The following is a 23,363-nucleotide window of genomic DNA, read 5'->3' on the forward strand; positions in this document are numbered from 1 at the left end:
CCTCGGTCGGGTGGAGGAGAAGGGGAGGACGGGTGGGACCGGCGCCGGGGCGCGCCGCAGTGGGGACACGGTCGCGGCGACCGGCCCCACCCGTCCGGGGAGGGGGGTGCGACTACTGCTCGACGCGGAACGAGACGCTCTGGTCGACGATCTGCTTGCTGGTGCCGTGGGTCGCGACCTTGATCGCGCACGCGTTGGTGGCGGTGCAGTTCACCGTCGCGGGCTGTCCGGGTGCGGAGGCGTGCGTGTTGGCGCCGTTGCTCTCCAGGGCGACGGTGGCGGTGAACGCACCCGAGGCGTCCGTCGTCACGGTCTGGAAGCCGGCGCACGCGGGGATGCCGAAGAGATAGCTGGTGTTCGAGCACAGGCCGACGTAGTAGTCGGTGTTGGCGGCGAGGCCGGTGACGGTCGTCGTCGTGCTGTCGCCGTCGACGAAGTAGCGGGTGCCGGCGGCATCCACGGACGGCGCCGGGCTCAGGCCGGTCGCCGCGAACGCGGGGACGCCGACGAGTCCGACGAGGGCGAGCGTGAGGCCGGCGATCGAGGCGGCCATCGTGCGCTTTCGCAGGGTACGGGACATGAGGGAGTACTCCAATCAGTAGGGTTGGAGTGCCTCTCGGCACTCGGTGCGGCGCCCGCACACGTGCGGGCGCTCGATGAGCCGATGAGGCGCCGGGGCGGCTGCCGCTACCAACAGTCGCCGCCCCGGCTCTCACCAAGCTCTTAGGTGAGGCTAACCTAATTCACGGCCCGGCGGAAGTGCGTCATCGCCGACGCCTCCCCCTGGGCACGGGTCAGGCGAAGGAGAAGACGACCTCGACCTCGACGGGGCTGTCGAGGGGAAGGACGGGCACGCCGACCGCTGATCGTGCGTGTCGGCCGGCCTCGCCGAAGATCTCGCCGAGGACCTCGCTCGCTCCGTTGATCACGCCGGGCTGCCCGGTGAAGTCCGGGACCGACGCGACGAAGCCGGTGAGCTTGACGACACCGGTGAGGCGTTCGAGGTCGCCGACCGCCGCGGCGGCGGCCGCCAGGGCGTTCAGCGCGCTCTGCCGCGCGAGACGTTGCGCCTCGGATGCCGGGACGAGCCCCTCCCCCTCGCCGACCTTGCCCGTCGCCGGAAGCGCGCCGCAGATCATGGGCAGCTGGCCCGACGTGTAGACGAGATCGCCGTGGACGACGGCGGGCACGTACGCGGCGACCGGCGGCACGACGGCGGGCAGCTCGATGCCGAGCTCGCTCAGGCGGGCGGCGATGCTCACGCGTCCTCCCCGAACTGCTGGGCGGCCACGGCCGCGGCTCCGAGCCCGCCGTTGGCGGCGCCGCCGCCGACCGGCCGCTTGAAGTAGGCGACCAGTCCGCCTTCCGGCCCCGGCACGACCTGCACGAGCTCCCACCCCTGCTTGCCCCAGTTGTTCAGGATGGCGGCCGTGTTGTGGATCAACAGGGGCGTCGTGAGGTACTCCCACGTGGTCATGCGAACTCCCGGAATCGGTGCGATGGAGCGGGGGGCGCGCCCCGGCGCACCGAGGGATCCCCCAGGGTTGTCCCTTACCATCAAGCCTATGCCCCAACTCAAACGGACGGCCACCGGTGTGCTCGGTGGCCTCGCGGGACTCGTCGGTCTGAGCGCTGTCGCCGGCATCCTCATCACCGCGACAGTGACTCCCGCGATCGCGGTCTCCGGGTACGCGGCCTCGAGCGCTCTCGACACGTTCGAGAACATGCCGGGCTTCCTGCAGATCGACCCGCTGATGCTGCCGACCGAGATGTACCGCAAGGATGCCAACGGCAACGACATGCTGATGGCGGAGTTCTACGACCAGAACCGCATCCCGGTCACGTTCGACCAGGTCAACCCGGTCATGTACGACGCGATCATCTCCAGCGAGGACAAGAACTTCTACACGCACGGCGGCGTCGACCTCCTCGGCACCGTGAGCGCGCTCGTCGGCAACGCCTCCAGCGGCTCCAACCGTGGTGGATCCTCGATCACCCAGCAGTACGTCAAGAACGTGCTGCAGCAGAACTGCGAGCGCAAGGCCACCAACGACGACGAAGTGAGCGCCTGCTACGCCACGACGACCGCCAACGAGGGCGCCGAGGGCTACCAGCGCAAGCTCCAGGAGATGCGCTACGCCATCCAGCTGGAGAAGATGTACTCGAAGGACGAGATCCTCCTCGGCTACCTCAACATCACGAACTTCGGTGGCCTCGTCTACGGCATCGGAGCCGCTGCGCAGCACTACTTCGGCGTCTCGGCCGCCGACCTCACCATCGCGCAGGCCGCGACCATCGCCGGCATGGTGCAGGCGCCGAACGTGTACCGCATCGACCGCCCCGACGGCTCGACGACCGACAAGGCGGGCAATCCCGTCAACAGCGCCGCCGACGGCTACGCGCTGACGCTCGAGCGTCGCAACTACGTCCTGGGCCGGATGCTCGACAACGGCAAGATCTCCCAGGAGGAGTACGACGCCGCGAAGGCCTCGCCGATCGAGCCCAAGATCACCGACCGCACGCAGGGCTGCCAGACGGCGGCCGGCGCGGAGTTCTTCTGCGAGTACGTGCGCACCATCCTGCTGACCGACCCCGCCTTCGGCGACGATGACGACACGCGCGCCGCCAACCTCCGGCGCGGCGGGATGAAGATCTACACGACGCTCGACCCGACTCTCCAGCAGGACGGGCTCAACGCGATCTCGATCGTCCCGGCGACCGTCGACTACATGAACCTCGGCGCCTCCGGCGTGCAGGTGGAGGTGGGTACCGGCCGCATCCTGTCGATGGTCCAGAACCGTCCGTACTCGATCGAGGATGCCGCGACCAACGGTCCCACGACCCAGGTCAACTACAACGTGCGTGCCATCAACGGCGGCGGCGGCGGACATTCGGCCGGATCGACCTACAAGGTCTTCAGCCTGCTGAACTGGCTGGAGCAGGGACACTCCGTCAACGAGACCCTCAACGGGCGCGTCGGAGCCAAGAAGATCGACCAATGCAACGGCACGATCCAGAACGTGGTCGCCGGTAACAGCGGCGGCGGACAGGTCGGCAACTTCGAGAACAACCCCGGCTACACCGGCACGGTCTACAACTTCACCCGCGACTCGCTGAACTCGGGCTTCCTCACGATGGCCGAGAAGATCTCGGTCTGCTCGACGAACCAGCTCGCGATGAAGATGGGCGTCATGATGGGTGACGGCAGCCCGCTCGATCAGACGAACCTCGCGTACAACGTGCTCGGCGACCAGCCCGTCGCGCCGCTGGACATGGCCGAGGTCTACGCCTCGATCGCCGCGAAGGGCGTGCTCTGCCAGCCGAAGTCCATCGACAAGGCCCTCGACGCGGACGGCAACGACATCACGCCGCAGACGAACTGCTCCCCCGCCATGAGCGAGGCCGTGGCGAACACCGCCGCGTACACGCTGGAGGGCGTCATGAGCGGCACGGGTTCCGGCGCACGGATCGGCGACGGCGTCCCGGTGTTCGGCAAGACCGGTATCCACGAGTACCTGCACACCTGGATGGACGGCTCGTCGACGAAGGTCGCGACCGTGGTCTGGGTCGGCAACGTGGAGGGCGACGCGCTGCTGAGCGACCACTACGAGAACGGCTACGTCCTCTCGCGCATCCGCAACTCGATCTGGCCCGCCATGCAGGGCGCCGCCAACGCGAAGTTCGGCGGAGACGCGTTCCCCGGCCCCGACGCCGCGCTCACGAAGCGCCAGCTGGCCGACCTCCCCTCGGTGATCGGCATGACGGTAGACCGGGCCACCCAGACGCTGCAGGCGGCCGGGTTCTCGGTCACGGTCGGCGACGCGGTGGACGGCACGGAAGCGGCCGGCACGATCATCCAGCAGGACCCCGGCGCCGGTCGCGTGGCGGGTGGCACGACGGTGACGATCCGTCCGAGCAACGGCCAGGGCGTGGCGGTGCCGGGCGGGTTCACGACCTGGAAGGACGCCCAGGACACGTTGAAGGCCGCCGGCTTCGCCGTCACCGGTCAGTGCACCGTCTCCCCCACGGCCAGCGACGACGGGACCGTGACGGGGACCGACCCGGCCGCCGGAACCGTGGTGAGCCGTGGCGCGCAGGTGACCGTCCAGTATCAGGCGAAGAACTGCGGCGGACGTTCGTGACGCCCGGTCGTACCGCCCTCGCTGCCGTCTCGGCGGCGGGGGCGGTCGCCGTCGGGGCGACCGTCTGGGGCACGTGCATCGAGCGGTTCCTGTTCACGGTGCGCCGCCATGAGCTCGCGATCCTTCCGGTCGGCTCGCCGTCGATCACCGTGCTCCATCTGTCGGATGCGCACATGGCGCCCTGGCAGCACCGCAAGCAGGAGTGGATCGCGCGCCTGGCCGAGGCGACCCAGCCCGACCTCGTCGTGAACACCGGCGACAACCTGGGTCACGCCGACGGGCTGCGCGGCATCCGCACCGCTTTCGCTCCTCTCCGCTCCGTCGCGGGCGTCTTCGTCCACGGCTCGAACGACGTCACGGGTCCGTCGGCGCGCAACCCGCTGCGCTACTTCCAGGGGCCGTCCTCACGTCCGCACCGCGCGGAGCGGCTCGACACGGCCGCGATGAACGCGTACTTCGCGGACGAGCTGGGCTGGACCGATCTCAACAACACGGCCGCGATGCTGGAGGTGGCGGGCCTGCGACTCGAGACGTTCGGCGTCAGCGACGCGCACCGCGAGTGGGACGACCTGTCAGCCCTCCCCGGTGCTCTCGACGCCGCTCGACGCCCCCGCGCCTTCCGGCGCTCGCCCGCCCCCGACCTCGCGGTCGGCGTCACTCACGCCCCGTACCGCCGCGTGCTCGACCGCTTCGTCGAGTTGGGAGCCGAGGCGATCTTCGCGGGCCACACGCACGGCGGACAGGTGCGGGTCCCCTTCTCGCGGTCGGCGATCGTCGCGAACTGCGACATCCCGCTCGACCAGGCGCGCGGCCTCAGCAGCTGGAGCGCCGCCGGTCGCCGCGTCCCGTTGAACGTGTCGGCGGGACTCGGACACTCGATCTACGCGCCGGTGCGCTTCGGATGCCGTCCGGAGGCCTCGGTGCTCACCCTGCGCGCCCGCGACGCAATCGATGGCCCTCTCGATTCGTCAGCACGGCCCCTGCCGGGGTAGACTCGGGGGGTTGCCACGGGGTGTGGCGCAGCTTGGTAGCGCGCTTCGTTCGGGACGAAGAGGCCGCAGGTTCAAATCCTGTCACCCCGACAGCAGAGAGGCTCCGCCTGTATCGTCAGGCGGAGCCTCTCGTGGCTCACTCACCGGATGGGAGCACACCCGATGACCACCCCGCGCCTGATCGCCTTCGATCTCGACGACACCCTCGCGCCGTCCAAGAGCGCGATCGATGCGCGCATCGGCGATCTGCTCCTCGACCTCGCCGCACGCGTCGAGGTGGCCATCATCTCCGGCGGGCAGCTGCAGCAGTTCCAGACGCAGGTCGTCGACCGGCTCCCGGCCGCCGATGCGGCCACGCTGGACCGGTTCCACCTCATGCCCACGTGCGGCACGCAGTACTACCGACTCGAGGCGGACGGAGTGCGCACGGTGTACGCGCACGCCCTGACGGAGGACGAGAAGTCCCGCGCCCTCGCCGCCGTCGAGGAGGAGGCCCAGCGCCTCGGACTGTGGGAGGCCGAGCCCTGGGGCGACATCCTCGAGGATCGCGGCTCCCAGATCACGTTCTCGGCGCTCGGACAGACCGCCCCGCTCGAGGCCAAGATGGCCTGGGACCCGACGGGAGAGAAGAAGAACGCGCTTCGCGACGCCGTCGCGGCGCGCATCCCCGACCTCGAGGTCCGCTCCGGCGGCTCCACCTCGGTCGACATCACCCACCGCGGCATCGACAAGGCCTACGGCATGCGCAAGCTCGCCGAGGTCACCGGCATCCCGCTCGACGACATGCTCTTCGTCGGCGACCGTCTGGACGAGCACGGCAACGACTACCCGGTGCTCGCGATGGGCGTGACCTGCCAGGCGGTCGACGGCTGGGAGCACACCGCCGAATACCTGACGGCGCTGATCCCGACGCTCCCGCTGCGCTGACGCCCTGAGGGCGGGGGCGGGCGGAGGCGGGCGGAGGCTCAACCCTCCGTCGGGACGACGGCGTCGGAGGGCGCGGGCATGCCCGCGTCGGCGTAGTAGGCCGTGATGTGCGCCCGCACGAGGTCGCGCGCACGCGCGGCGTCGCCGTCGTCGATGGCGGCGAGGATGTCGCCGTGCTCGCGGTGCAACCGCGCGACCGTGGCGTCCCAGTCGTCGATCCGGCGCGCGCCGGCACGGATGTAGCTCTCGATGGTGGTGCGCAGGCCCGCCATCGTGGCGGCGACGACCACGTTGCCCGCGGCATCCGTGAGGCGCAAGTGGAACTGGGCGTCGAGCGCGAGGAAGTCGTCGGCCGTGAGGCCGGCATCCTCCATCGCCTTGAGCGTCGCGCGCGCCTCGGCAAGATCGGGCTCGTCGAGATCGGCCAGATGCGCGACCGCCCACTCCTCCAGCAGGAGCCGCGTCTCGTACACGTCGGGGATCGGGAAGCCCTGGGCGGCCACCTGCAGGCGCAGCAGCTGGGCGAGACCGCCGTGCGGCGTCGCCGTCACGATCGCGCCCGCCGTCGGACCGGAGCCCGTCGCGGTGCGGATGAGCCCCATGACCTCGAGCACGCGCAGCGCTTCACGCACGCTGGAGCGCCCCACGCCGAGGGTCGCGGCGAGCTCGCGCTCGGGCGACAGCCGGTCGCCGGGGCCGAGGGCCCCACTCAGCAGATCGGCCTCGATCTTCTCGAGCACCACACGCCATGCGCGCGCCGGAGCGTTCTCCGTCATCGTCGCCTCCCGCCGCTTCCTATATGGTCAGGCCACATTAGCGCACGTCGGACGGACCGGCAAAAATCCTCGCCGTGTCGGACTCCGGCCCTACGCTCGGAGAATGGACCCGCTTCTGGCCGTCATCGTCGTCGCCGCACTCGCGTCGGCCTTCTGCTGGATCGCCTCCCTCCTCACCCGCGACACGTCGTGGGTCGACCGGCTGTGGTCGATCGTCCCCGTCGTGTACGTCTGGATCTTCGCCGCGGCCGGGCTCGCGTCGGGTCAGGATGCCGCGAGACTCGTGCTGATGGCCGTGCTTGTCACGGCGTGGGGCGCCCGGCTGACGTTCAACTTCGCCCGCAAGGGCGGATATTCGGGAGTCGAGGACTACCGGTGGGCGATCCTCCGCGCGCGCATGCCGGCCGCACTCTTCCAGCTCTTCAACCTGCTGTTCATCGTCCTGTACCAGATGACGCTCCTGGTGCTCATCACCCTGCCCGCCTGGACGGCCTGGCAGCATCCCGCCCCGCTGGCACCCGCAGACGTCATCCTGGCCCTGCTCTTCCTCGGGATGCTGAGTGGAGAGACCGTCGCCGACCAGCAGCAGTGGGAGTTCCATCGCGCCAAAGCGCGGGGAGAGGCGACCGGGTTCCTCACCCGCGGGCTGTTCGCCTACAGCCGGCATCCGAACTTCTTCTTCGAACAGGCGCAGTGGTGGGTCTTCTACGCGATCGGGGCGACGTCCGCGGTCCTCGCGGGCGCGGGCTTCTGGGGCGGGGTGGTCAATCCCACCATCGTCGGCGCCGTGCTGCTGACCCTGCTGTTCCTGGGTTCGACCGTGTTCACCGAGTCGATCTCGGCGAGCAAGTATCCGGAATACGCCGACTACCGCCGGACGACGTCGATGCTCGTGCCGCTCCCCCGACGCCGCGGAGCGTCGCGCGGCGCCGTCAGCTGAGGCGGCCGCCCGACTCGCGCAGATAGCACTCCGCGCACATCGACTCGTAGGTCACCTTCTCGTGCGACAGCTCGTCGATCGCGACCTGATCGCCGTCGAAGACGAACCGCCCGCCCACGAGCCGCGCGTTGAACAGCGCCTTCCTCCCGCACCGGCAGATCGTCTTCAGCTCTTCGAGGCTGTGCGCGAGCTCGAGCAGGCGCGCAGAGCCCGGGAAGGCACGGGTCTGGAAGTCCGTACGGATGCCGTACGCGAGAGCAGGGATGCCGTCGTCGACCACGATCCGCAACAGGTCGTCGACCTGCTCCGGCGTCAGGAACTGGGCCTCGTCGATGAGCAGGCAGGCGACCGCGCCGTCGTAGCGGGCTGCGTGCTCGGCGACGAGCGCACGCAGATCGGCATCCGGAGCGATGAGGAAGTCGACCTCGCGCTCCACCCCGAGCCGGCTGGAGATCTGGTCGGCACCCTTCGTGTCGATCTCCGGCTTGGCCAGAAGGACGTGCTGTCCACGTTCCTCGTAGTTGAACGCGGCCTGCAGCAGCGCCGTCGACTTTCCGGAGTTCATCGCTCCGTAGCGGAAATAGAGCTTGGCCATGCGAGGGGGATGCCGCGGGTCAGCGGTTGATGCCCAGCACGGCGGAGGTCGCGGTCAGCGACGCGTCCGCGGCAGCCGGGTCGCCGTTGAGCGTCGAGCCGTAGCTCGGGATGAGCGCCCGCAGCTCCGGCTCCCACTCGGCGATGCGGTCGGGGAAGCACGTCTTGAGAAGGCCGAGCATGATGGATGCCGCGGTCGACGCCCCCGGGGAGGCACCCAGCAGACCCGCGATCGAGCCGTCCGCGGAGGTGACGACCTCGGTGCCGAACTGCAGGACGCCGCCCTTCTGCGGGTCCTTCTTCATGACCTGTGCCCGCTGGCCGGCCTGGAGCAGCTCCCAGTCCTCGTCCTTCGCGGTGGGCATGAAGTCGCGGAGCGAGTCGACCTTCTTCTTGTGGTTCTTCAGCAGCTCGCTGACGAGGTACTTGATGAGCCCGGGGTTGTCGACGGCGACCTTGAGCATCGGGCCGATGTTGCCGGGGCGCACCTGCGCGACGATGTCGGTGATGCGACCGTTCTTGAGGAACTTCGGGCTGAAGGTCGCGAACGGGCCGAACAGCAGCGAGGCCTCGCCGTCGACGACGCGCGTGTCGAGGTGGGGCACCGACATGGGCGGCGCGCCGACCGAGGCCTGCGAGTACACCTTCGCCTTGTGCTGCGCGACGATCGCGGGGTTCGAGGTCTTCAGCCACTGCCCGCCGATCGGGAAGACGCCGTAGCCGGAGATCTCGGGGATGCGCGAGGACTGCAGGAGCTTGATGGCCCAGCCGCCGGCGCCCACGAACACGAACCGCGCCGAGAAGCTGCCGGGCGTGCGCCCGAGCGTGTGGCGGTACGACACCTTCCAGGTGCCGTCGGCGTTCTTGCGGAGCTTTCGCACCTCGCGGTTGGTCACGACCTCCACGCCCTGCTCCTGCAGGTGGGAGAAGAGCTGGCGCGTGAGCGAGCCGAAGTCGACGTCGGTGCCGGCCGGCACGCGCGTGGCGGCGAACGGCTCGTCGGCCTTCTTCCGCTTCTGCATCAGCAGCGGCGCCCACTGGTTGATGACGCGGGAGTCCTCGGAGTACTCGATGCCCTCGAACAGCGGCTGCGTGCGCAGCGCCTCGTAGCGCTTCTTGAGGTACGCGACATCCTTCTCCCCGCGCACGAAGGTCATGTGCGGGGTCGCGTTGATGAAGGTGGACGGGCCGTCCAGGACGCCGCGCTCCACCAGGCTGGACCACAGCTGGCGGCTCTGCTGGAACTGCTCGTTGATCGCGATGGCCTTGGCCGGGTCGACGGAGCCGTCTGCGGCCTCCGGCATGTAGTTGAGCTCGCAGAGCGCCGCGTGACCGGTGCCGGCGTTGTTCCAGGCGTTCGAGGACTCCTCGGCGACATCGCTGAGCCGCTCGAGCACCACGATCTTCCAGTCCGGCTGCAACTGCGTCAGCAGGGTTCCGAGGGTGGCACTCATGATGCCACCGCCGATCAGGACGACGTCGACGGGTTCACTCACAATGATCCAGTCTAGGTGCCGTTTTGCACGGTCTCCGCGTGCCGCGGCATCCCTCGCCGTGAACTCTCGCCGTTCTTTCGCCCGCGCTCAATTCCACGGATGCCGCGGGCGTGCGCCGTGGCGTCAGACGGTCGTCGCGGTGAGGCGGGCGGCGACGAGCTCGGCGATCTGCACGGCGTTGAGCGCGGCGCCCTTGCGCAGGTTGTCGTTGCTGATGAACAGCACGAGGCCCTTGCCCTCGGGCGCGGACTGGTCGGCGCGGATGCGGCCGACGTAGCTCGGGTCGTTGCCGGCGGCCTGCAGCGGCGTCGGCACCTCCTCCAGCGCGACCCCGGGAGCGGATGCCAGGATCTCGCGGGCCCGCTCGGGGGTGATGTCGTCGCGGAACTCCGCGTGGATCGAGAGCGAGTGGCCGGTGAAGACGGGCACGCGCACGCACGTGCCGGCGACCCGGAGCTCGGGCAGCTCGAGGATCTTGCGGCTCTCGTTGCGGAGCTTCTTCTCCTCGTCGGTCTCGTTGTCGCCGTCGTCGACGAGGTTGCCCGCGAAGGGGATGACGTCGAACGCGATGGGGGCGATGTACTTCTCGGGCTGCGGGAAGTCGACGGCCGATCCGTCGTGGACGAGATCGAGCGTGTGGCCCTGGGCCAGCACGCCCTCGACCTGGCCGAGCAGCTCCTGGGCGCCCGCGAGGCCCGAGCCCGACACGGCCTGATAGGTGCTGACGATCAGCCGTTCCAGGCCCGCGGCGGCATCCAGGGGCTTGAGGACGGGCATGGCGGCCATCGTGGTGCAGTTGGGGTTGGCGATGATGCCCTTGGGCGGGTTCACCGTCGCGTGCGGGTTGACCTCGCTGACCACGAGCGGAACCTCGGGGTCCATGCGCCACGCGCTCGAGTTGTCGATGACGATCGCGCCGGCCTCGGCGAAGCGCGGGGCGTGCGCCCGCGAGCCGGTCGCACCCGCGCTGAACAGGGCGACGTCGATGCCGGTCGGATCCGCCGTGGCGATGTCTTCGATGATGACGGTCTCGCCGCCGAACTCGACGGCCGTGCCGGCCGAGCGGGCCGTCGCGAACAGCCGCAGCTCGCGGATCGGGAACGAGCGCTCGGCGAGAATCTCGCGCATGACCGTGCCGACCTGTCCGGTGGCGCCGACGACGGCGACGTTCAGTCCTGAGTCAGAGATGCGGGTCATGAGGGATCCTTGCGAGAGAGGTGGGGTTGAGTGATTCTATCGCCGGCCGAGCGCAGGCGATCTGCCGAAGGACGGCGGATGCCCGCCATATCGGCCCGTGTGGGGCGGACGGCCCGCTCCGGGCGCGATGCCGTGTGCTGGGGCCGTCAGCGGCCGGTGCCGGCGTAGACCGTGGCCTCGGTGTCGCTGTCCAGGCCGAAGGCCGTGTGCACGACGCGGGCGGCCTGGGCGAGGTCGTCGCCGCGCAGCACGACCGAGATGCGGATCTCCGAGGTCGAGATCATCTCGATGTTCACGCCCGCGGTCGACAGCGCCTCGAACAGCGTCGCCGAGACGCCCGAGTGGGTGCGCATGCCGGCGCCGACGACGGAGAGCTTGCCGATCTGGTCGTCGTGCACGAGGCTCTCGAATCCGATGCCGGCCTGCTCGGCGGCGAGCGCCCGCAGAGCGGTGGCGGCATCCGACTTGGGCAGCGTGAAGGAGATGTCGGTGCGGCCCGTGGCGGCGGCGGACACGTTCTGGACGATCATGTCGACGTTGGCCCCCGACTTGGCGATCACCGTGAAGATCTCGGCCGCCTTGCCGGGAACGTCCGGCACGCCGATGACGGTGATCTTGGCCTGGCCGAGATCGGTGGCGACACCGGCGACGATGGGCTCTTCCATGGGGGACTCCTCTGTGCTGTCGGGAGCGAGGCTTTCGGGGACGGACATGCCGGGGCCGAGCACGAAGGTGCCGCGGCCGGAGCTGAACGTGGAGCGGGCGTTGATCATGACGCCGTGCCGGCGGGCGTACTCGACGGCACGGATGTAGAGCACCTTGGCGCCGTTGGCGGCGAGCTCGAGCATCTCCTCGGCGGACACGACCTCGAGCTTGCGGGCCTTCGGCACGACGCGGGGGTCGGCGGTGAAGATGCCGTCGACGTCGCTGTAGATCTCGCAGACGTCGGCGTCGAGGGCGGCGGCGAGCGCCACGGCGGTCGTGTCGGAGCCGCCGCGACCGAGCGTCGTGATGTCGCGGGTGTCGCGGTTGAAGCCCTGGAAGCCCGCGACGATGACGATGGCCCCTTCGTCCAGCGCCTCGCGCAGCCGCACGGGCGTGACGTCGACGATGCGCGCCGAGCCGTGGTCGGCGGTCGTGATCATGCCGGCCTGGCTGCCGGTGAACGAGCGTGCCTCGAAGCCCATCGAGTGGATCGCCATCGCCAGCAGCGCCATCGAGATGCGCTCGCCCGAGCTCAGCAGGATGTCGAGCTCGCGCGGCGCCGGGATGGGAGCGACCTGCGCGGCGAGGTCGATCAGCTCGTCGGTCGTGTCGCCCATCGCACTGACGGCCACGACGACGTCGTGCCCGGCGCGTCGGGCGTCGACGATGCGCTTCGCGACCCGCTTGATGCTCTCGGCGTCGGCGACGGACGAGCCGCCGTACTTCTGGACGATCAGCGCCACGTGTGGAACTCCTGAAGACATGTCGACGGGCACTCGGATGCCGCGCCCACCTCCCCATCCTAGAGAGCGGCGCATGCCCGCCGAGCCATGTGACGGCGGCCGGCGGCCACTATCCTGCGAGCATGGATGCGCTGGAGAACTGGCACGAGTACAACGTCGCGATGCTCGGCGCGACCGCCGCACTGGCGGGTCTGGTCATCGTCGCGGCCAGCGTGAACATCCAGGTCGTCATCACGGCGGCATCCCTGACGTCCCGCGTCGCGTCGGGGATCGCGGGGCTGATCCTCGCGAGCATCGTGTGCGCCGTGGGGCTGTTCCCGGATCTGACGATCACCGCATACGGCGCGGTCGTCGTGGGCGCGGCCGCCCTCACGACGGTCTTCGCCGCCGTCGCGGCGGTGCGCATCTTCCAGAACCATCACCCGGAGAACCGCCTGCGGGCGGGCAAGGCCGCGGTCGCCTTCGTCACGCCGTTGCTGTACGCGGCGGGCGGGATCATCGCGCTGACGGGATCCGGCGGCGGACTGGTCTGGCTGGCGGTCGGGGCGATCGCGGCGATCGTCTCGGCGCTGTTCGTGTCGTGGGTGGTGCTGGTCGAGGTGCTGCGCTGAGGCGCGCGGCGCGCGCGGCGGCCGCGGAGTAGCGGTTCGCGAGGGCGGCGACATCGTCGACGTAGACGTCGAGGTGGTTGTACCCGAACACGGCCGCCCGCCACCCGTCGGCATCCGTCATCGTGCCCGCACCGCAGAGGTAGCGCGCCGTCGCGAGCGCCGCGTCGTCGATCTGGTTCGGATCGGCGATGCCGTCGCCGTCGGCGTCGCCGCCCCAGCGCGCCCACGTGTCGGGGATGAACTGCATCGGCCCGACCGCGCGGTCCCACACCGCGTCGCCGTCCCACCGCCCACCGTCGGTGTCCGCGATCGCGGCCACGCCGTCGCCGTCCAGCGCAGGCCCCCGGATCGCGGGCGTCGAGCGGCCGTCCTCGCCCAGGACCGCTCCCCCGTGCCGCCCGTGGTCGGACTCGATCGCCCCGATCGCGGCGACGGTGTTCCACCCCAGCCCGCACGAGGGCTGTTCGGCGGCGACCGTGAGCTGGGCGCCCGCGTAGGCCCGCAGGGCGCGGGCGGGGATGCCGGTGGCCGCGGCGGTGCGGGCGAGCCACGCGGGGTCGACGCGTGCGGCGGGAGCCGTGACGACCGGAGCGACCTGCTCGACCGGCTCGACCGCCTCGACCGGACCGCTCGCCGAGGAGGCGAGAGGCGCGGGCGGACGCGGCGTCTCGGCGTGGGCGATCACCCCGCCGACGAACACCGCGATCAGAGCCCCGGCGACGGCGATCAACATCCCGTCGCGCGGCGACCACCATCCACCCGCCCGCATCGCGCTCAGCCGAAGCGGCCGTTGACGTAGTCGAAGGTGCGCGGGTCGATCGGGGAGGAGAACATCGCGTCGGTGTCGCCGTGCTCGACGATGTGGCCGGGCTGGCCCTGCGAGGCGAGGAAGAACGCGCACTGCTGGGAGACCCGCTGCGCCTGCTGCATGTTGTGGGTGACGATGACGATCGTGACCTCGCGCGCGAGCTCGGTCATCGTCTCCTCGATGACGCGCGTGGAGGTCGGGTCCAGCGCCGAGCACGGCTCGTCCATCAGGAGCACCCGCGGCCGCACGGCGAGGGAGCGCGCGATGCACAGGCGCTGCTGCTGCCCGCCCGACAGGCCGCCGCCGGGCGCACGCAGACGGTCCTTCAGCTCCCGCCACAGTCCCGCTTTCGTGAGGCAGGTCTCGACGAGCATGTCCTTCTCACTGCGACTGGCACGGATGCCCGCGAGCTTCAGGCCCGCGACGACGTTGTCGTAGATCGACATGGCCGGGAAGGGGTTGGGCTTCTGGAAGACCATGCCGATCTTCTTGCGGGCATCCACGAGACGGTGGCCGGCGTCGTAGATGTCGTCGTGGTCCAGCAGCACCTCACCGGCGAGGGATGCCGAGGGCACCAGTTCGTGCATGCGGTTGAGGATGCGCAGGAACGTCGATTTTCCGCAGCCGGACGGGCCGATGAGGGCCGTCACCTGACCGGCGGGCATCTGCAGCGACACGTCGTGGAGCACCTGGTGGTCGCCGAACCAGGCCGAGATGGCGCGCGCCTCGAGCTGCGACGGCGGCACCGGGACCGCCGTCGCGCCGACGGCATCCGCGTGCATCGCCGGCGCGCCGCCGACCACGACGGCTCCGCCCGGCGCGGGAGAGAGGGCGAACTCGCCGCCCGCCATCACCAGTTCCGACGGGGCGGGCGCACGTCCGCTCGTGCGGCCGAGGAAGCGGGGGCGGTTCGCCCGCTCGGCGCGGTGGGCCGCGCGGGAGGGTTCGACGTCGTCAGACATGGGGGGCTCCGAGTCAGAGGAGGTTGGGAAGGAGGCGGACGAGCTGATCGCAGACGAAGACGCTCGCGAGGAGGAGGACCGGCACGAAGACGATCCAGGTCTTCTGCGCGCCCACCCGACGAAACGCCCAGACCGCGGCCACCTCGGCGGCGACGAGGAACTGCAGCGCGAACACGAGCGCCCACACGGTGGAGGTGTCGGTGGCCATCGCCCGGTCCGACGGCGCCAGCGTCACGGGCGTCGTCTGGCGGGCGCCGGCCGGCTGCGCCGGGGAGGTGAGCGTCGCGTCGACGTAGGCGATGCCCGTCGGGACGTACGGAGCCCCGCGCGCGGTCATGAGGATGAGACGGCTCTCCCCGCGCGCCGGGGCCGGCGGGGTGGGGTCGCCGGCGTAGCGCACGCCGAGCACCTCGAAGGTGTTCGCCCCCTGGCCGGTGCGGACCTCGAACGTGTCGCCCGGCTGGAGCGACTGCAACCGGCCGAAGGGCCCGCCGAACGCCGCGGCACGAGCCATGACGACGCTCACCCCCACCTGTCCGGGCAGGACCGTGTCGCGGCGGTGTCCGGGGCCGCCGGTCAGCACCCCCGAGGAGGTGCCCTCGGAGATGACCTCCCTGATGCCCAGGCGCGGGATCTCGATGATCCCGACGGGCACGCCGTCGGCGAGCAGGACGTCGTCGAAGTCGCCCTCGCTCACCGGCGCCGTTCCCGCGGCGAGCTGCGCGCGATACGTGTCGGAGAGCTGCTGCTGCGCCGCGAAGTGGAGGACGTGGCTGAGGATCAGCAGGTGGAACACGAAGGCGAGCGCGAGCGCGGCGACGAGCGCCAGGATGCCGCGCGCGAGCGCCTGCCCCGCGGTGAGCGGCGCGTACTGCGGGACCGGCCGCGGCATCCGACGGGGGCGCCGCGGGGGCGGCGGGCTCGCCGGCGCCGCCGGGGCCGGGGCGACGATCTGGGTCCGCTCCTCGAACAGCGTCATGCCGCGGCCTCCGCCGGCGGCTCGGCGGCGAGGGCGAGGGCGACCGCGCGCCACGCGAGCAGCCCGATGACGATCACGGCCGCGACGAGCACGCTCACCCACGGGAAGACGAAGACCAGCGCGTCGCGGGTCACCGGCGTCAGCGCCGTACCGTCCACGGTCGCCGGCGGGGTGACCGTCGCGTGGGTGTCGACCAGGCCCCACTGTCCGGCGCCGTGCAGGCGGGTGGAGACGACCCGGACCTCGGCCGGCTGCAGCGCCGGAACCGCGACACCGCGCGTCTGATCGAGCGGGACGCCGAACAGCACGCTCTCCATCCAGAAGTCCACCGTCAGGTCGATCGTGCGGGTGGAGGCGTTGCGCACGGTCAGCCACAGCGTCACCTCACCGCTGCCGGGGTCGGGCGAGAGGGCGACCGAGGAGTTGATCCCCCCGATGTAGACCATGCCGGCGATGCTGACGTCGTCGGCTGCGCCGGTGCCGGCCGGCGCCGAGCCTCCCGACGCGCCGCCGGCCGCTCCCCCGCCGCCGGACCCGCCGGACGTCGACGACGATCCGGGAGCGGGAGGGGTCGTGGGCCGCGGGCTCGCGGTGGACGACGGGCTGGGCGACGGGGTCGACCCGTCGACGACCGTCACCGACACGTTGCCGCTGTCGTCGACGCCGTCGTCGGCACGGGCCCCGAGCCCCGCGATCGGCAGCAGGGTGAAGAGGGCGACCGCGCCCAGCAGCGCGACGGCCCACGGCGTGCGCCGGAGGGCGGTCATTCGTCGACCGCCCCGGAGGCGGCGCGCAGCCTCGCCTCCGCTGCGGCGGCCGCCTGGCTCTCCGTGTAGGCGATCCATTCCCGGGCGGCTTCCTCGTCACGACGGCGACGCCGGCGCACCAAGAGGACGACCGCCACGATGAGCGCGACGAGGATCACCACGCTCCAGGGCAGGACGAGCACCACGGTGTCGCGGGAGACGGGCGCGACGGGCACCTGGAGCGCGGCATCCGAGGCGTCGACGAAAGGATTCAGGAGCGCGCTCGGGTTGAGGTAGCCCCACTGCGCGATGCCCGGCAGCTCGAACTCGTAGGTCGCGGAGTTGCCGGGCAGCAGCACCGGGATGCTGCCGCCGCGCTCGGCGGTGACGGGGACGCCGAACCAGGTGGCCGCGCTCATCGTCAGGTTGGCGGCGAGAGCGACGTTGCCGGGGTTGTCGACGGTGTAGAGGACCTTCAGGGAGCCCCCGAACGGGTTCCACCAGTCGCCCTGATAGGTCGCGTCGAAGCTGGCCAGCGTGAGCCGGGGCTGCAGCTCGCCGGAGACCCGGGCGAACACGGCGGTCGCCACGCGGCGGTCCAGGCTCACCTGCTGACCGTCTTCGACGACCGACGCGACGATGCCGCCGACGTGGTCGCCGGGGGTGGCGTCGGCGGGGATGGCGACGGTGAACGTGAGGAGGCGGACCTCCTGGGGGGCGAGGGAGAACTGGATGCGGTTCTCCCCGTTCTCGAAGCGGACCCACGCCCCGACGGAGGTCGGCGTCTCAGCCGACGCGAGCAGCGAGAAGTCGCCGTTCGTGCCGTTGTAGGCATCGGTCGCCAGCACGGTGAAGTCCTGGCTCTCGGTGCCGGTGTTGCCGACGAGCACCTGGTCGGTGACGCTCTGGCCGGGGTCGGCGGAGTAGGCGAAGCGCGTGCGATCGTCCGGGCGGCCGTCCGCGCCGGCGGGGCGGGTGGCCACACCGACCGTCGTGTCGGTCGAGCCGTCGTCGTCGGCGTGGGCCGCAGCGGGGACGCCCAGCGGAGCGAGGGCGAGGGCGAGCAGGAGGAACGCACCGAGCACAGGCTGGATGCGGCCCCTCGATCGGGTCAACGAGGAGAGCACGGTCTATTTCCGCAGATGGCGGCGACGCAGCGTCGTCGCGGGGGTGAACGGGGAGTGATCGAGATCGTTCGCGCAGATGACGGATGCCGCGCTGCGCACGAACACGCAGTGAGGGGAGGCCGCAGGCGGCCTCCCCTCACCGGTTCTCAGTGGAGGGCTCGACTCACTTGGAGGCGAGCGTGAGGGTCAGCGTCGAGTGGTACTCGCCGACCTTCGCGTCCTTGGGCGCGGTGAAGACGAGGTCGGCGTCGAACAGCGCACCGCTCGTCAGGGTGGACACGCCCGCGGCGCTCTGGGCGATCTTGGTGCCCGTCGAGCCGAGCGTCACACCGTCCAGGAGCGTGTAGCCGGTGTAGGCCTTCGGGGTGACCGTGAGGGCCGTGCCGGGGATCTCGTCGTTGGCGGCGTTCGTGAACGAGGTCCAGCCGACGTTGAGGTCCCAGCCCTTCAGCACGTTGCGGTCGTCCACGACGGTGACCTTGCCGAGCGACTGGGTCGCCGCCGTGGCACTGCGCGCGACGTTGCCGAAGTTGATCGCCGACTTCTCCGCGTTCAGCGACCACAGGTCGCTCGCCGTGACCGTCGCCTGCACGTCGGCGGTGGCGGTCTTGTCGGGGTAGGAGGCGACCGGGACGGTGAACGTGCCCCAGGCGAGCACGTCGGGGTCGGCCGGGAGCGTCAGGGCGACCGTGTGCGCGCCCGCCGGCAGGCCGCTGATGTTCACCAGCGCGTCGCCGTTGGCGTCCGTCGTCACCTGACCGAGGCTGGTCGGGGTGGACCAGGCCCACGCCTGCAGCGTCTTGTTCGCGTTGGCCACGCCCGCGGGCACGGTGATCGTCTTCGCCCCGTCGGCCGGGTCGGTGATGGTGACCTTGTGCGCGTCGGAGCCGGTCGGCTCGGTGGGCACCGAGTCGATCACGGTCAGCGTCGCGGCGGAGGTCGTGACGGAGCCGGCCGTGTTGGTGAAGACGGCACGGTAGCGCGCGGCGTTGTTCGCCAGCGTCGTGTTGGCGACCGTGAGCGATGCGGAGGTCGCACCCGCGACATCCGCCCAGTTGGCACCGCTGTCGGTGGACGACTGCCACTGCACCGCGGGCGCGGGCGAGCCCGACGCGGCCGCGGTGAAGGTCGCGGAGTTGCCGAGGATCACCGACGCGTCGGCGGGCTGCGTCGTCACCGTCGGGGCGACGGCGGGGTGCGGCGTCGAGAACGTCCAGGTGCCCTGGTTGAAGTCGGACGTCGCGACGACGTCGACGAAGACGAAGTCCGTCTCGACGACCTGCGAGCCGCCGTTCTTGAGGAACGCGATGCCGAGCGAGTACTCGCCGCCGGTGTAGGAGCCCGCCGCGGTGAACACCGAGCGGATGCCGGACGGGCTGCCCTGACCGTTGCTGGTCAGCGAGCTCGGCTGGAGGTTGGGGAGCTGGATGCCGGGGTTCGGGGTGAAGCCGAGCGCCGCGTAGGCGTTCCACTGCGACTGGTCGGCCTCCTTGCCACGGGGCGAGATGAACTTCACGACGGAGTCGGCACCGGCCGGGATCGAGAAGTAGCTGTTGAAGTCCGTGTCGCTGGCCTCGGGCGCGGCGAGCACGCCCTTGTTCCACTTGAGCGACGCGCCCTCCGTGATGGGGGTGCCCTCCTCGACATCGATCAGGTAGACGTCGTGGGTGGAGCCGACGGTGGGGACGATCGCCGCGCTCGCGCCGAGCGTCGGGACGAGGACGAGGGCGGCGGCGGCCGCGAGGCCGACCAGTCCTCGGGTGAGGGTGTTGGTGTTCATGAGGATCGTGTTCTCTTTCTCTGTCTGCGCGACGAGGGGATCAGCCGTTGCGGGTGACGGTGTCACCGACGGGCTTGGCGAAACCGAACTTGAGCTTCACGGCCTTGGTGGTGGCCGGGGAGTTCGAGGTGCCCCAGTAGGTGAGGCTCTGCGGGGAGCTGGTGTCGAGGAGCTCGCCGAGGCCCGCGTCCGAGAGCTTCGCCGTCGGGACGACGATGTAGACCGTGCGACCCCAGCTCGCGCTGTTGTAGAAGTCGGAGTTCGGGACCAGCGTGCTGGTGCCGGCGGTGCCGTTGAAGCTCAGCGTGCCGGTGAACGGGCTCGGCAGGCCGTCGATGGTGCCGACGAGCGTGGCGGCGTTGAAGGTGTTGATGCGCGAGGCGCCGTTGACCTGGCCGATGTAGTTCGCGACCGAGACCGGGATCAGCTGGATCTCGTCGGTCCCCGGGGTCAGGACGGTGCCGTCGTTCTCGGGGATCGAGTTGTTGCGCGTGTCCACACCGCTGCCGATGCTGGTGACGCCGATCTTGCTGAGGAAAGTCGTCCAGGTGCCCGAGCTCGACTGGATGGCGAGCGGCTTGACGACGTAGCCCGAGGAGCCGGCCGCGACCGGGGAGGCCGAGGTGGACGTGTAGATCGACTTGAGCTGGGCGGAGGACAGACCCGACACCCAGTCCTTGGCCGCGGCCGCGTCACCGCTGCCGGAGGCGCCCACCTTGAACACGAACGAGATCGCGTCCTGCCCGAAGGGGATGTAGGTGAGGACGCTGCCCTGCGTGCCCGAGACGGACGAGCTGCGCGCGAGGTCGACCTGGTCCTTGATGTTGACGTTGTTGTACGTGAACGAGTTGCCGCCCACGCCGCCGATCGACGCGAGCAGCGCGTTGCGACCGGCACCCGAGCCGTTGGGCCGGTCGAACGTCGGGCCGAAGGGCTTGGTCTGGATCTTGCCGACGCCGCCGGTGACACCGAGGGCGAAGGCGTCCCAGGATGCCAGGGCCTTGCCCGCGCCGGTCGCCTTGACCGAGGGGCCCGTGATGTTGGTGCCGTTGGCCAGCGCGCTGACCGCATCCTGCAGCGTGTCCGAGCCGACGATCGAGTATCCGTCGGTCACGGGGTCGGCGTGAGCAGCGCTCACGCCGAAGCCTGCGAGGGCGACGCCGACCGCGGCACCGATGGCCGCGAACTTCTGGAGTTTCATGTGTTCCTGTTTCCTTGTCGGGTACTGCGTTGGTGGAAGGCAGAAGCGACGCGGGGACGCGCTTCAGAGGACCCGCCGGCGAAAGCGGGTGATCAGGGGGACGATGAGGGCACCCGCGGCGCCGCCGAGGACGGTCGCGGGAACGGCCGCGGCGAGGGCCCCGACATCCGGGTCGCCGGGGGTGGTGGCGCCGGCCAGCGCACCGCTGGCCGCTCCCGTCGCGGTGGGCGCCGCGGCGGCGGGAGCCGCGACGGGAGCCGCAGCAGCCGCCGCGGCGGCCGGTCGCCCGGGAGCCGCGGCGGCCGGGGTCGTGGGCGGCGCCGTGGTGGTGGCGGGGGCGTACGTCTCCAGGCGCTCGGCGGCCGCCGTCGCCTGCGCCACCCAGGAGGAGGGCAGCGGCGCGTATCCGGCGGGGAGCTGTCCCTCGTCGGCGCCCGGCGTCTGGCCGTTCGTGCTGACGGCGTAGCGGATGAAGGCGGCGTAGGAGGTCCGCACCGCAGCGGTGGTCTTCGCGGGGTTGTTGGCGGCGTAGATCGGCAGCGTGAGCGGGTAGGCGGATGTCGCGGCCTTCGCCTCCGGCGACGCCGGCTGGAACCCGACGACGGCGCCCGCGGCGTTGTCCGCGGTCATCGAGGCGGCGGCGGCCGCCATCGCGTCGCCGGTGGCCGCGACGAAGCTCCCCGCGGGATTTCGCAGGGATGCCGAGATCACCTGGTACCGGGCGGCCGCGGCGGAGCTGGTCAACCCGAGCATGGCCTGCGACCCGGTCGCCATGCGCGACGCCTTGGCGTAGCGCGGCGGGCTCGCGTAGGGATCCCAGCCGCCGAGGATCTGACCGTCGCCGCGGAGGGTGAGATAGGAGACCGTGCCGAGGTCGGACGCGTACGGACGCCACGTGACGAGGTTCACGGGACCGGAGTTGGTGGGGGCGTACTCGACGGGATCCGCCTTCGGGAAGTCGTCGCGATCGAGCGAGAAGGCGTTGCCCGTCTTGTTCTTCGTCGCGTCCGTGGCGTACCAGGGGTTGACGGTCATCCCCCACGGGTCCGGCTCGCCCGCGAGGAAGGCGCGCGCGTCGTCGTCGGCTGCGATGTAGGCCCACACGGCGCGCGCGGCGTCGGAGCGCCCCTGCGGGACGATCACGTCCGCGATCGCAGGTCCGGCGAGATCCTGCGCGGCCCACTCCGGGTCGTTCACGGCGAGGAAGTCCGGGTCCTTGGTGATGTTGCTGGGGTTCTTGGCACCCATGTACGACGTGTCGGCGCCGGTGGGAAGGGACGACAGGTACGAGTAGCTCAGCAGCTTCGCGAGCAGCCGCGGCGTCAGGTTCACCGAGGTGAACGGCAGGTGCGCCGCCGCGAGGTACTTCTCCGGGATGTCCTGCAGGAACGGGTCCGGCGAGCGGTCGATCGCCAGCGCGACGCTGATGCCGCTGATGGCCAGGGGCGCGTACACGAGCGGATCCGACCCGCCGTCTGCGGCGAGCGGGAACGAGGTGAGGGCCAGCGGCGCGTCGTCGGTGGTCGCGGCGGCCGTCACGGCATCCGATTCGGGGACCGTGAGAAGCGAGTACACGCCCCCGGACGCCTGCTTGCAGACGGCCGGCTGCCACGAGCCCGCGGCGTAGGAGATGAGCTCGCTGCCGGCGAGCTGGTGCTCCTTCGCGCCCGCCTCGCATCTGCTGCCGACGGGCTCGAAGTCCAGCTTGATCGACAGCGCATGCCTCCACGAGTCGATGAACAGGCCGGACTGCGAGATGCTCGAGGCGCCGTTGTCGGCGGTGCCGCGCGGCAGCACGACCAGCCAGCAGCTGGCACCGGTGGTGACGCCGTCGTGGACGACGGGAGTGCCGCAGCCGAGCCCGTTGGACTGCGCGAGGGTCTGGACCTCGAAGGACACCGAGCCGCTGCCGTCGTCCCCCGAGCCCGCCCACGGGATCTCGTTGGTCGTGTACGACGTGAAGAACTCGTTGGTGCTCAGATCGACCGTCAGATCGCGCGACTTCGCCCCCGTCGTGGCATCGGTCTTGATCGCGTCGACGCGCTTGCGGTCACGCGCGACGAACGGGATCGCGGTGTACGGGGGCAGGAAGCTCGCGAGACCGGGCGCGGTGTACGCCTGATCCTCCTTCGGCACGTCGGCGAGGGCGGTGCCCGAGGCCCGGTACGCGTCGCGGGACGCGCCGATGTTGCCCGGAGCCCCGTACTGGCACGTGGTGCGGTCGGGGCGGGAGGAGTCGGTCGGGTCGTCGCCCCAGCACATGAAGATCTGCAGGAAGTTCTCGCCACCGCTGCTCACGCTGGACACCACCGACTTCTTGCCGCCGGTCCAGCTGACGCGCACACCCTGCGCCACGAGGTTCTCGGTCTGCGAGACCGTCACGGCCAGGTCGGGCATCGGCGCGTGCGTGAGGTCGCGATCCTGCTCGGCGGCGGTGACGGTGACGGCGGAGGACGCCGGGGTCGCCGCCTGCGCGGGCGAGCCGAGGGCGACGTTCGCGCCCGCCACGAGGGTGAACACGAGGGCGGCCGTCACGAAGCCGCTGGCCGTGGAGGCGAGCAGGGTCCGCCGTCGAGGACGCAGCATCCTGGAACCGTTCTTTCGGGTATCGCCGGCGATCTCTCGCGCGACGTGATC

21 protein-coding genes and 1 tRNA gene are annotated in these 23,363 nt (G+C 70.8%); 6 read left to right on the plus strand and 16 right to left on the minus strand.

Translation table 11 applies throughout. The features are described from left to right. Window positions 1-112: 112 nt before the first annotated feature. The 3 genes from KY498_RS07245 to KY498_RS07255 all read right to left on the minus strand — a co-directional run bounded on the left by KY498_RS07245 (window position 113) and on the right by KY498_RS07255 (window position 1,477). A complete protein-coding gene (locus tag KY498_RS07245) occupies window positions 113-580 on the minus strand; it encodes a hypothetical protein (protein ID WP_191008072.1) in 468 nt (155 codons plus the stop codon). 214 nt (window positions 581-794) lie between these two features. Then, complete coding sequence (locus tag KY498_RS07250) at window positions 795-1,262, minus strand: RidA family protein (protein ID WP_191008071.1); 468 nt, start codon at window positions 1,260-1,262, stop codon at window positions 795-797. Continuing rightward, the gene (locus KY498_RS07255) at window positions 1,259-1,477 is read right to left on the minus strand and encodes a DUF4177 domain-containing protein (RefSeq protein WP_061782358.1); all 219 of its coding nucleotides are present in this window, start codon (window positions 1,475-1,477) and stop codon (window positions 1,259-1,261) included. Before KY498_RS07255 ends, KY498_RS07250 begins: the two co-directional genes overlap by 4 nt. Window positions 1,478-1,565: 88 nt before the next feature. Here KY498_RS07255 and KY498_RS07260 point away from each other — a divergent pair, with 88 nt between their 5' ends. From KY498_RS07260 to KY498_RS07275, 4 genes are all read left to right on the plus strand, one after another. After that, on the plus strand, window positions 1,566-4,142 hold the full coding sequence (locus tag KY498_RS07260; protein ID WP_191008070.1) for a transglycosylase domain-containing protein: 2,577 nt from the start codon (window positions 1,566-1,568) through the stop codon (window positions 4,140-4,142). Beyond that, window positions 4,139-5,134, plus strand: coding sequence for a metallophosphoesterase (locus KY498_RS07265; protein ID WP_191008069.1), 996 nt, complete (start codon window positions 4,139-4,141; stop codon window positions 5,132-5,134). Before KY498_RS07260 ends, KY498_RS07265 begins: the two co-directional genes overlap by 4 nt. A 16-nt stretch (window positions 5,135-5,150) precedes the next feature. Beyond that, a tRNA-Pro gene (locus KY498_RS07270) sits at window positions 5,151-5,224 on the plus strand. 72 nt (window positions 5,225-5,296) lie between these two features. Continuing rightward, window positions 5,297-6,061, plus strand: a complete 765-nt coding sequence (locus tag KY498_RS07275) for an HAD-IIB family hydrolase (RefSeq protein WP_060958320.1) — start codon at window positions 5,297-5,299, stop codon at window positions 6,059-6,061. 38 nt (window positions 6,062-6,099) lie between these two features. Here KY498_RS07275 and KY498_RS07280 read toward each other — a convergent pair whose 3' ends face one another. Further along, window positions 6,100-6,837 (minus strand): FadR/GntR family transcriptional regulator, encoded by a 738-nt coding sequence (locus KY498_RS07280; protein ID WP_061782357.1) that lies wholly within the window; start codon window positions 6,835-6,837, stop codon window positions 6,100-6,102. A gap of 103 nt (window positions 6,838-6,940) precedes the next feature. Here KY498_RS07280 and KY498_RS07285 point away from each other — a divergent pair, with 103 nt between their 5' ends. Next, a complete protein-coding gene (locus tag KY498_RS07285; RefSeq protein WP_191008068.1) occupies window positions 6,941-7,777 on the plus strand; it encodes a DUF1295 domain-containing protein in 837 nt (278 codons plus the stop codon). Here KY498_RS07285 and KY498_RS07290 read toward each other — a convergent pair. The 4 genes from KY498_RS07290 to KY498_RS07305 form a co-directional block, all read right to left on the minus strand. Further along, window positions 7,770-8,372 (minus strand): thymidine kinase, encoded by a 603-nt coding sequence (locus tag KY498_RS07290; RefSeq protein ID WP_101305814.1) that lies wholly within the window; start codon window positions 8,370-8,372, stop codon window positions 7,770-7,772. The two genes, KY498_RS07285 and KY498_RS07290, sit on opposite strands and share 8 nt — an antisense overlap. Before the next feature lie 19 nt (window positions 8,373-8,391). Continuing rightward, window positions 8,392-9,825 (minus strand): malate dehydrogenase (quinone), encoded by a 1,434-nt coding sequence (gene mqo, locus KY498_RS07295; protein ID WP_232784042.1) that lies wholly within the window; start codon window positions 9,823-9,825, stop codon window positions 8,392-8,394. Window positions 9,826-9,990: 165 nt separating this feature from the next. Further along, window positions 9,991-11,064, minus strand: a complete 1,074-nt coding sequence (locus KY498_RS07300) for an aspartate-semialdehyde dehydrogenase (RefSeq protein ID WP_060958315.1) — start codon at window positions 11,062-11,064, stop codon at window positions 9,991-9,993. A gap of 146 nt (window positions 11,065-11,210) precedes the next feature. Further along, entirely contained in the window at window positions 11,211-12,512 is a 1,302-nt protein-coding gene (locus KY498_RS07305; RefSeq protein WP_191008067.1) for an aspartate kinase, read from the minus strand. A 122-nt stretch (window positions 12,513-12,634) separates the two neighbouring features. Here KY498_RS07305 and KY498_RS07310 point away from each other — a divergent pair, with 122 nt between their 5' ends. Continuing rightward, window positions 12,635-13,123, plus strand: coding sequence for a hypothetical protein (locus KY498_RS07310; RefSeq protein ID WP_060958313.1), 489 nt, complete (start codon window positions 12,635-12,637; stop codon window positions 13,121-13,123). Here KY498_RS07310 and KY498_RS07315 read toward each other — a convergent pair. The 8 genes from KY498_RS07315 to KY498_RS07350 all read right to left on the minus strand — a co-directional run bounded on the left by KY498_RS07315 (window position 13,008) and on the right by KY498_RS07350 (window position 23,312). After that, window positions 13,008-13,892, minus strand: a complete 885-nt coding sequence (locus KY498_RS07315) for a lytic murein transglycosylase (protein WP_191008066.1) — start codon at window positions 13,890-13,892, stop codon at window positions 13,008-13,010. The genes KY498_RS07310 and KY498_RS07315 overlap by 116 nt on opposite strands. Before the next feature lie 5 nt (window positions 13,893-13,897). Beyond that, window positions 13,898-14,713, minus strand: a complete 816-nt coding sequence (locus tag KY498_RS07320; protein ID WP_191009640.1) for a phosphate ABC transporter ATP-binding protein — start codon at window positions 14,711-14,713, stop codon at window positions 13,898-13,900. Window positions 14,714-14,906: 193 nt separating this feature from the next. Further along, window positions 14,907-15,872 carry a sortase gene (locus KY498_RS07325; protein ID WP_191008065.1) on the minus strand — a complete coding sequence of 322 codons (966 nt, stop codon included), beginning with the start codon at window positions 15,870-15,872 and terminating at the stop codon, window positions 14,907-14,909. After that, window positions 15,869-16,639: a hypothetical protein gene (locus KY498_RS07330; RefSeq protein WP_191009823.1), complete on the minus strand. Its 771-nt coding sequence runs from the start codon at window positions 16,637-16,639 to the stop codon at window positions 15,869-15,871. Before KY498_RS07330 ends, KY498_RS07325 begins: the two co-directional genes overlap by 4 nt. Beyond that, window positions 16,636-17,733, minus strand: a complete 1,098-nt coding sequence (locus KY498_RS07335) for a WxL protein peptidoglycan domain-containing protein (RefSeq protein WP_223849511.1) — start codon at window positions 17,731-17,733, stop codon at window positions 16,636-16,638. Before KY498_RS07335 ends, KY498_RS07330 begins: the two co-directional genes overlap by 4 nt. A 175-nt stretch (window positions 17,734-17,908) precedes the next feature. Continuing rightward, the gene (locus KY498_RS07340) at window positions 17,909-19,525 is read right to left on the minus strand and encodes a hypothetical protein (protein ID WP_191008062.1); all 1,617 of its coding nucleotides are present in this window, start codon (window positions 19,523-19,525) and stop codon (window positions 17,909-17,911) included. Between the two features lie 40 nt (window positions 19,526-19,565). Then, window positions 19,566-20,726, minus strand: coding sequence for a hypothetical protein (locus tag KY498_RS07345; RefSeq protein WP_191008061.1), 1,161 nt, complete (start codon window positions 20,724-20,726; stop codon window positions 19,566-19,568). A 63-nt stretch (window positions 20,727-20,789) separates the two neighbouring features. Continuing rightward, window positions 20,790-23,312 carry a hypothetical protein gene (locus KY498_RS07350; protein WP_191008060.1) on the minus strand — a complete coding sequence of 841 codons (2,523 nt, stop codon included), beginning with the start codon at window positions 23,310-23,312 and terminating at the stop codon, window positions 20,790-20,792. Window positions 23,313-23,363 lie beyond the last annotated feature (51 nt).

This window comes from Microbacterium sp. PAMC21962, assembly GCF_019443465.1.
GTDB classification, from domain to species: Bacteria; Actinomycetota; Actinomycetes; order Actinomycetales; family Microbacteriaceae; genus Microbacterium; species Microbacterium hominis.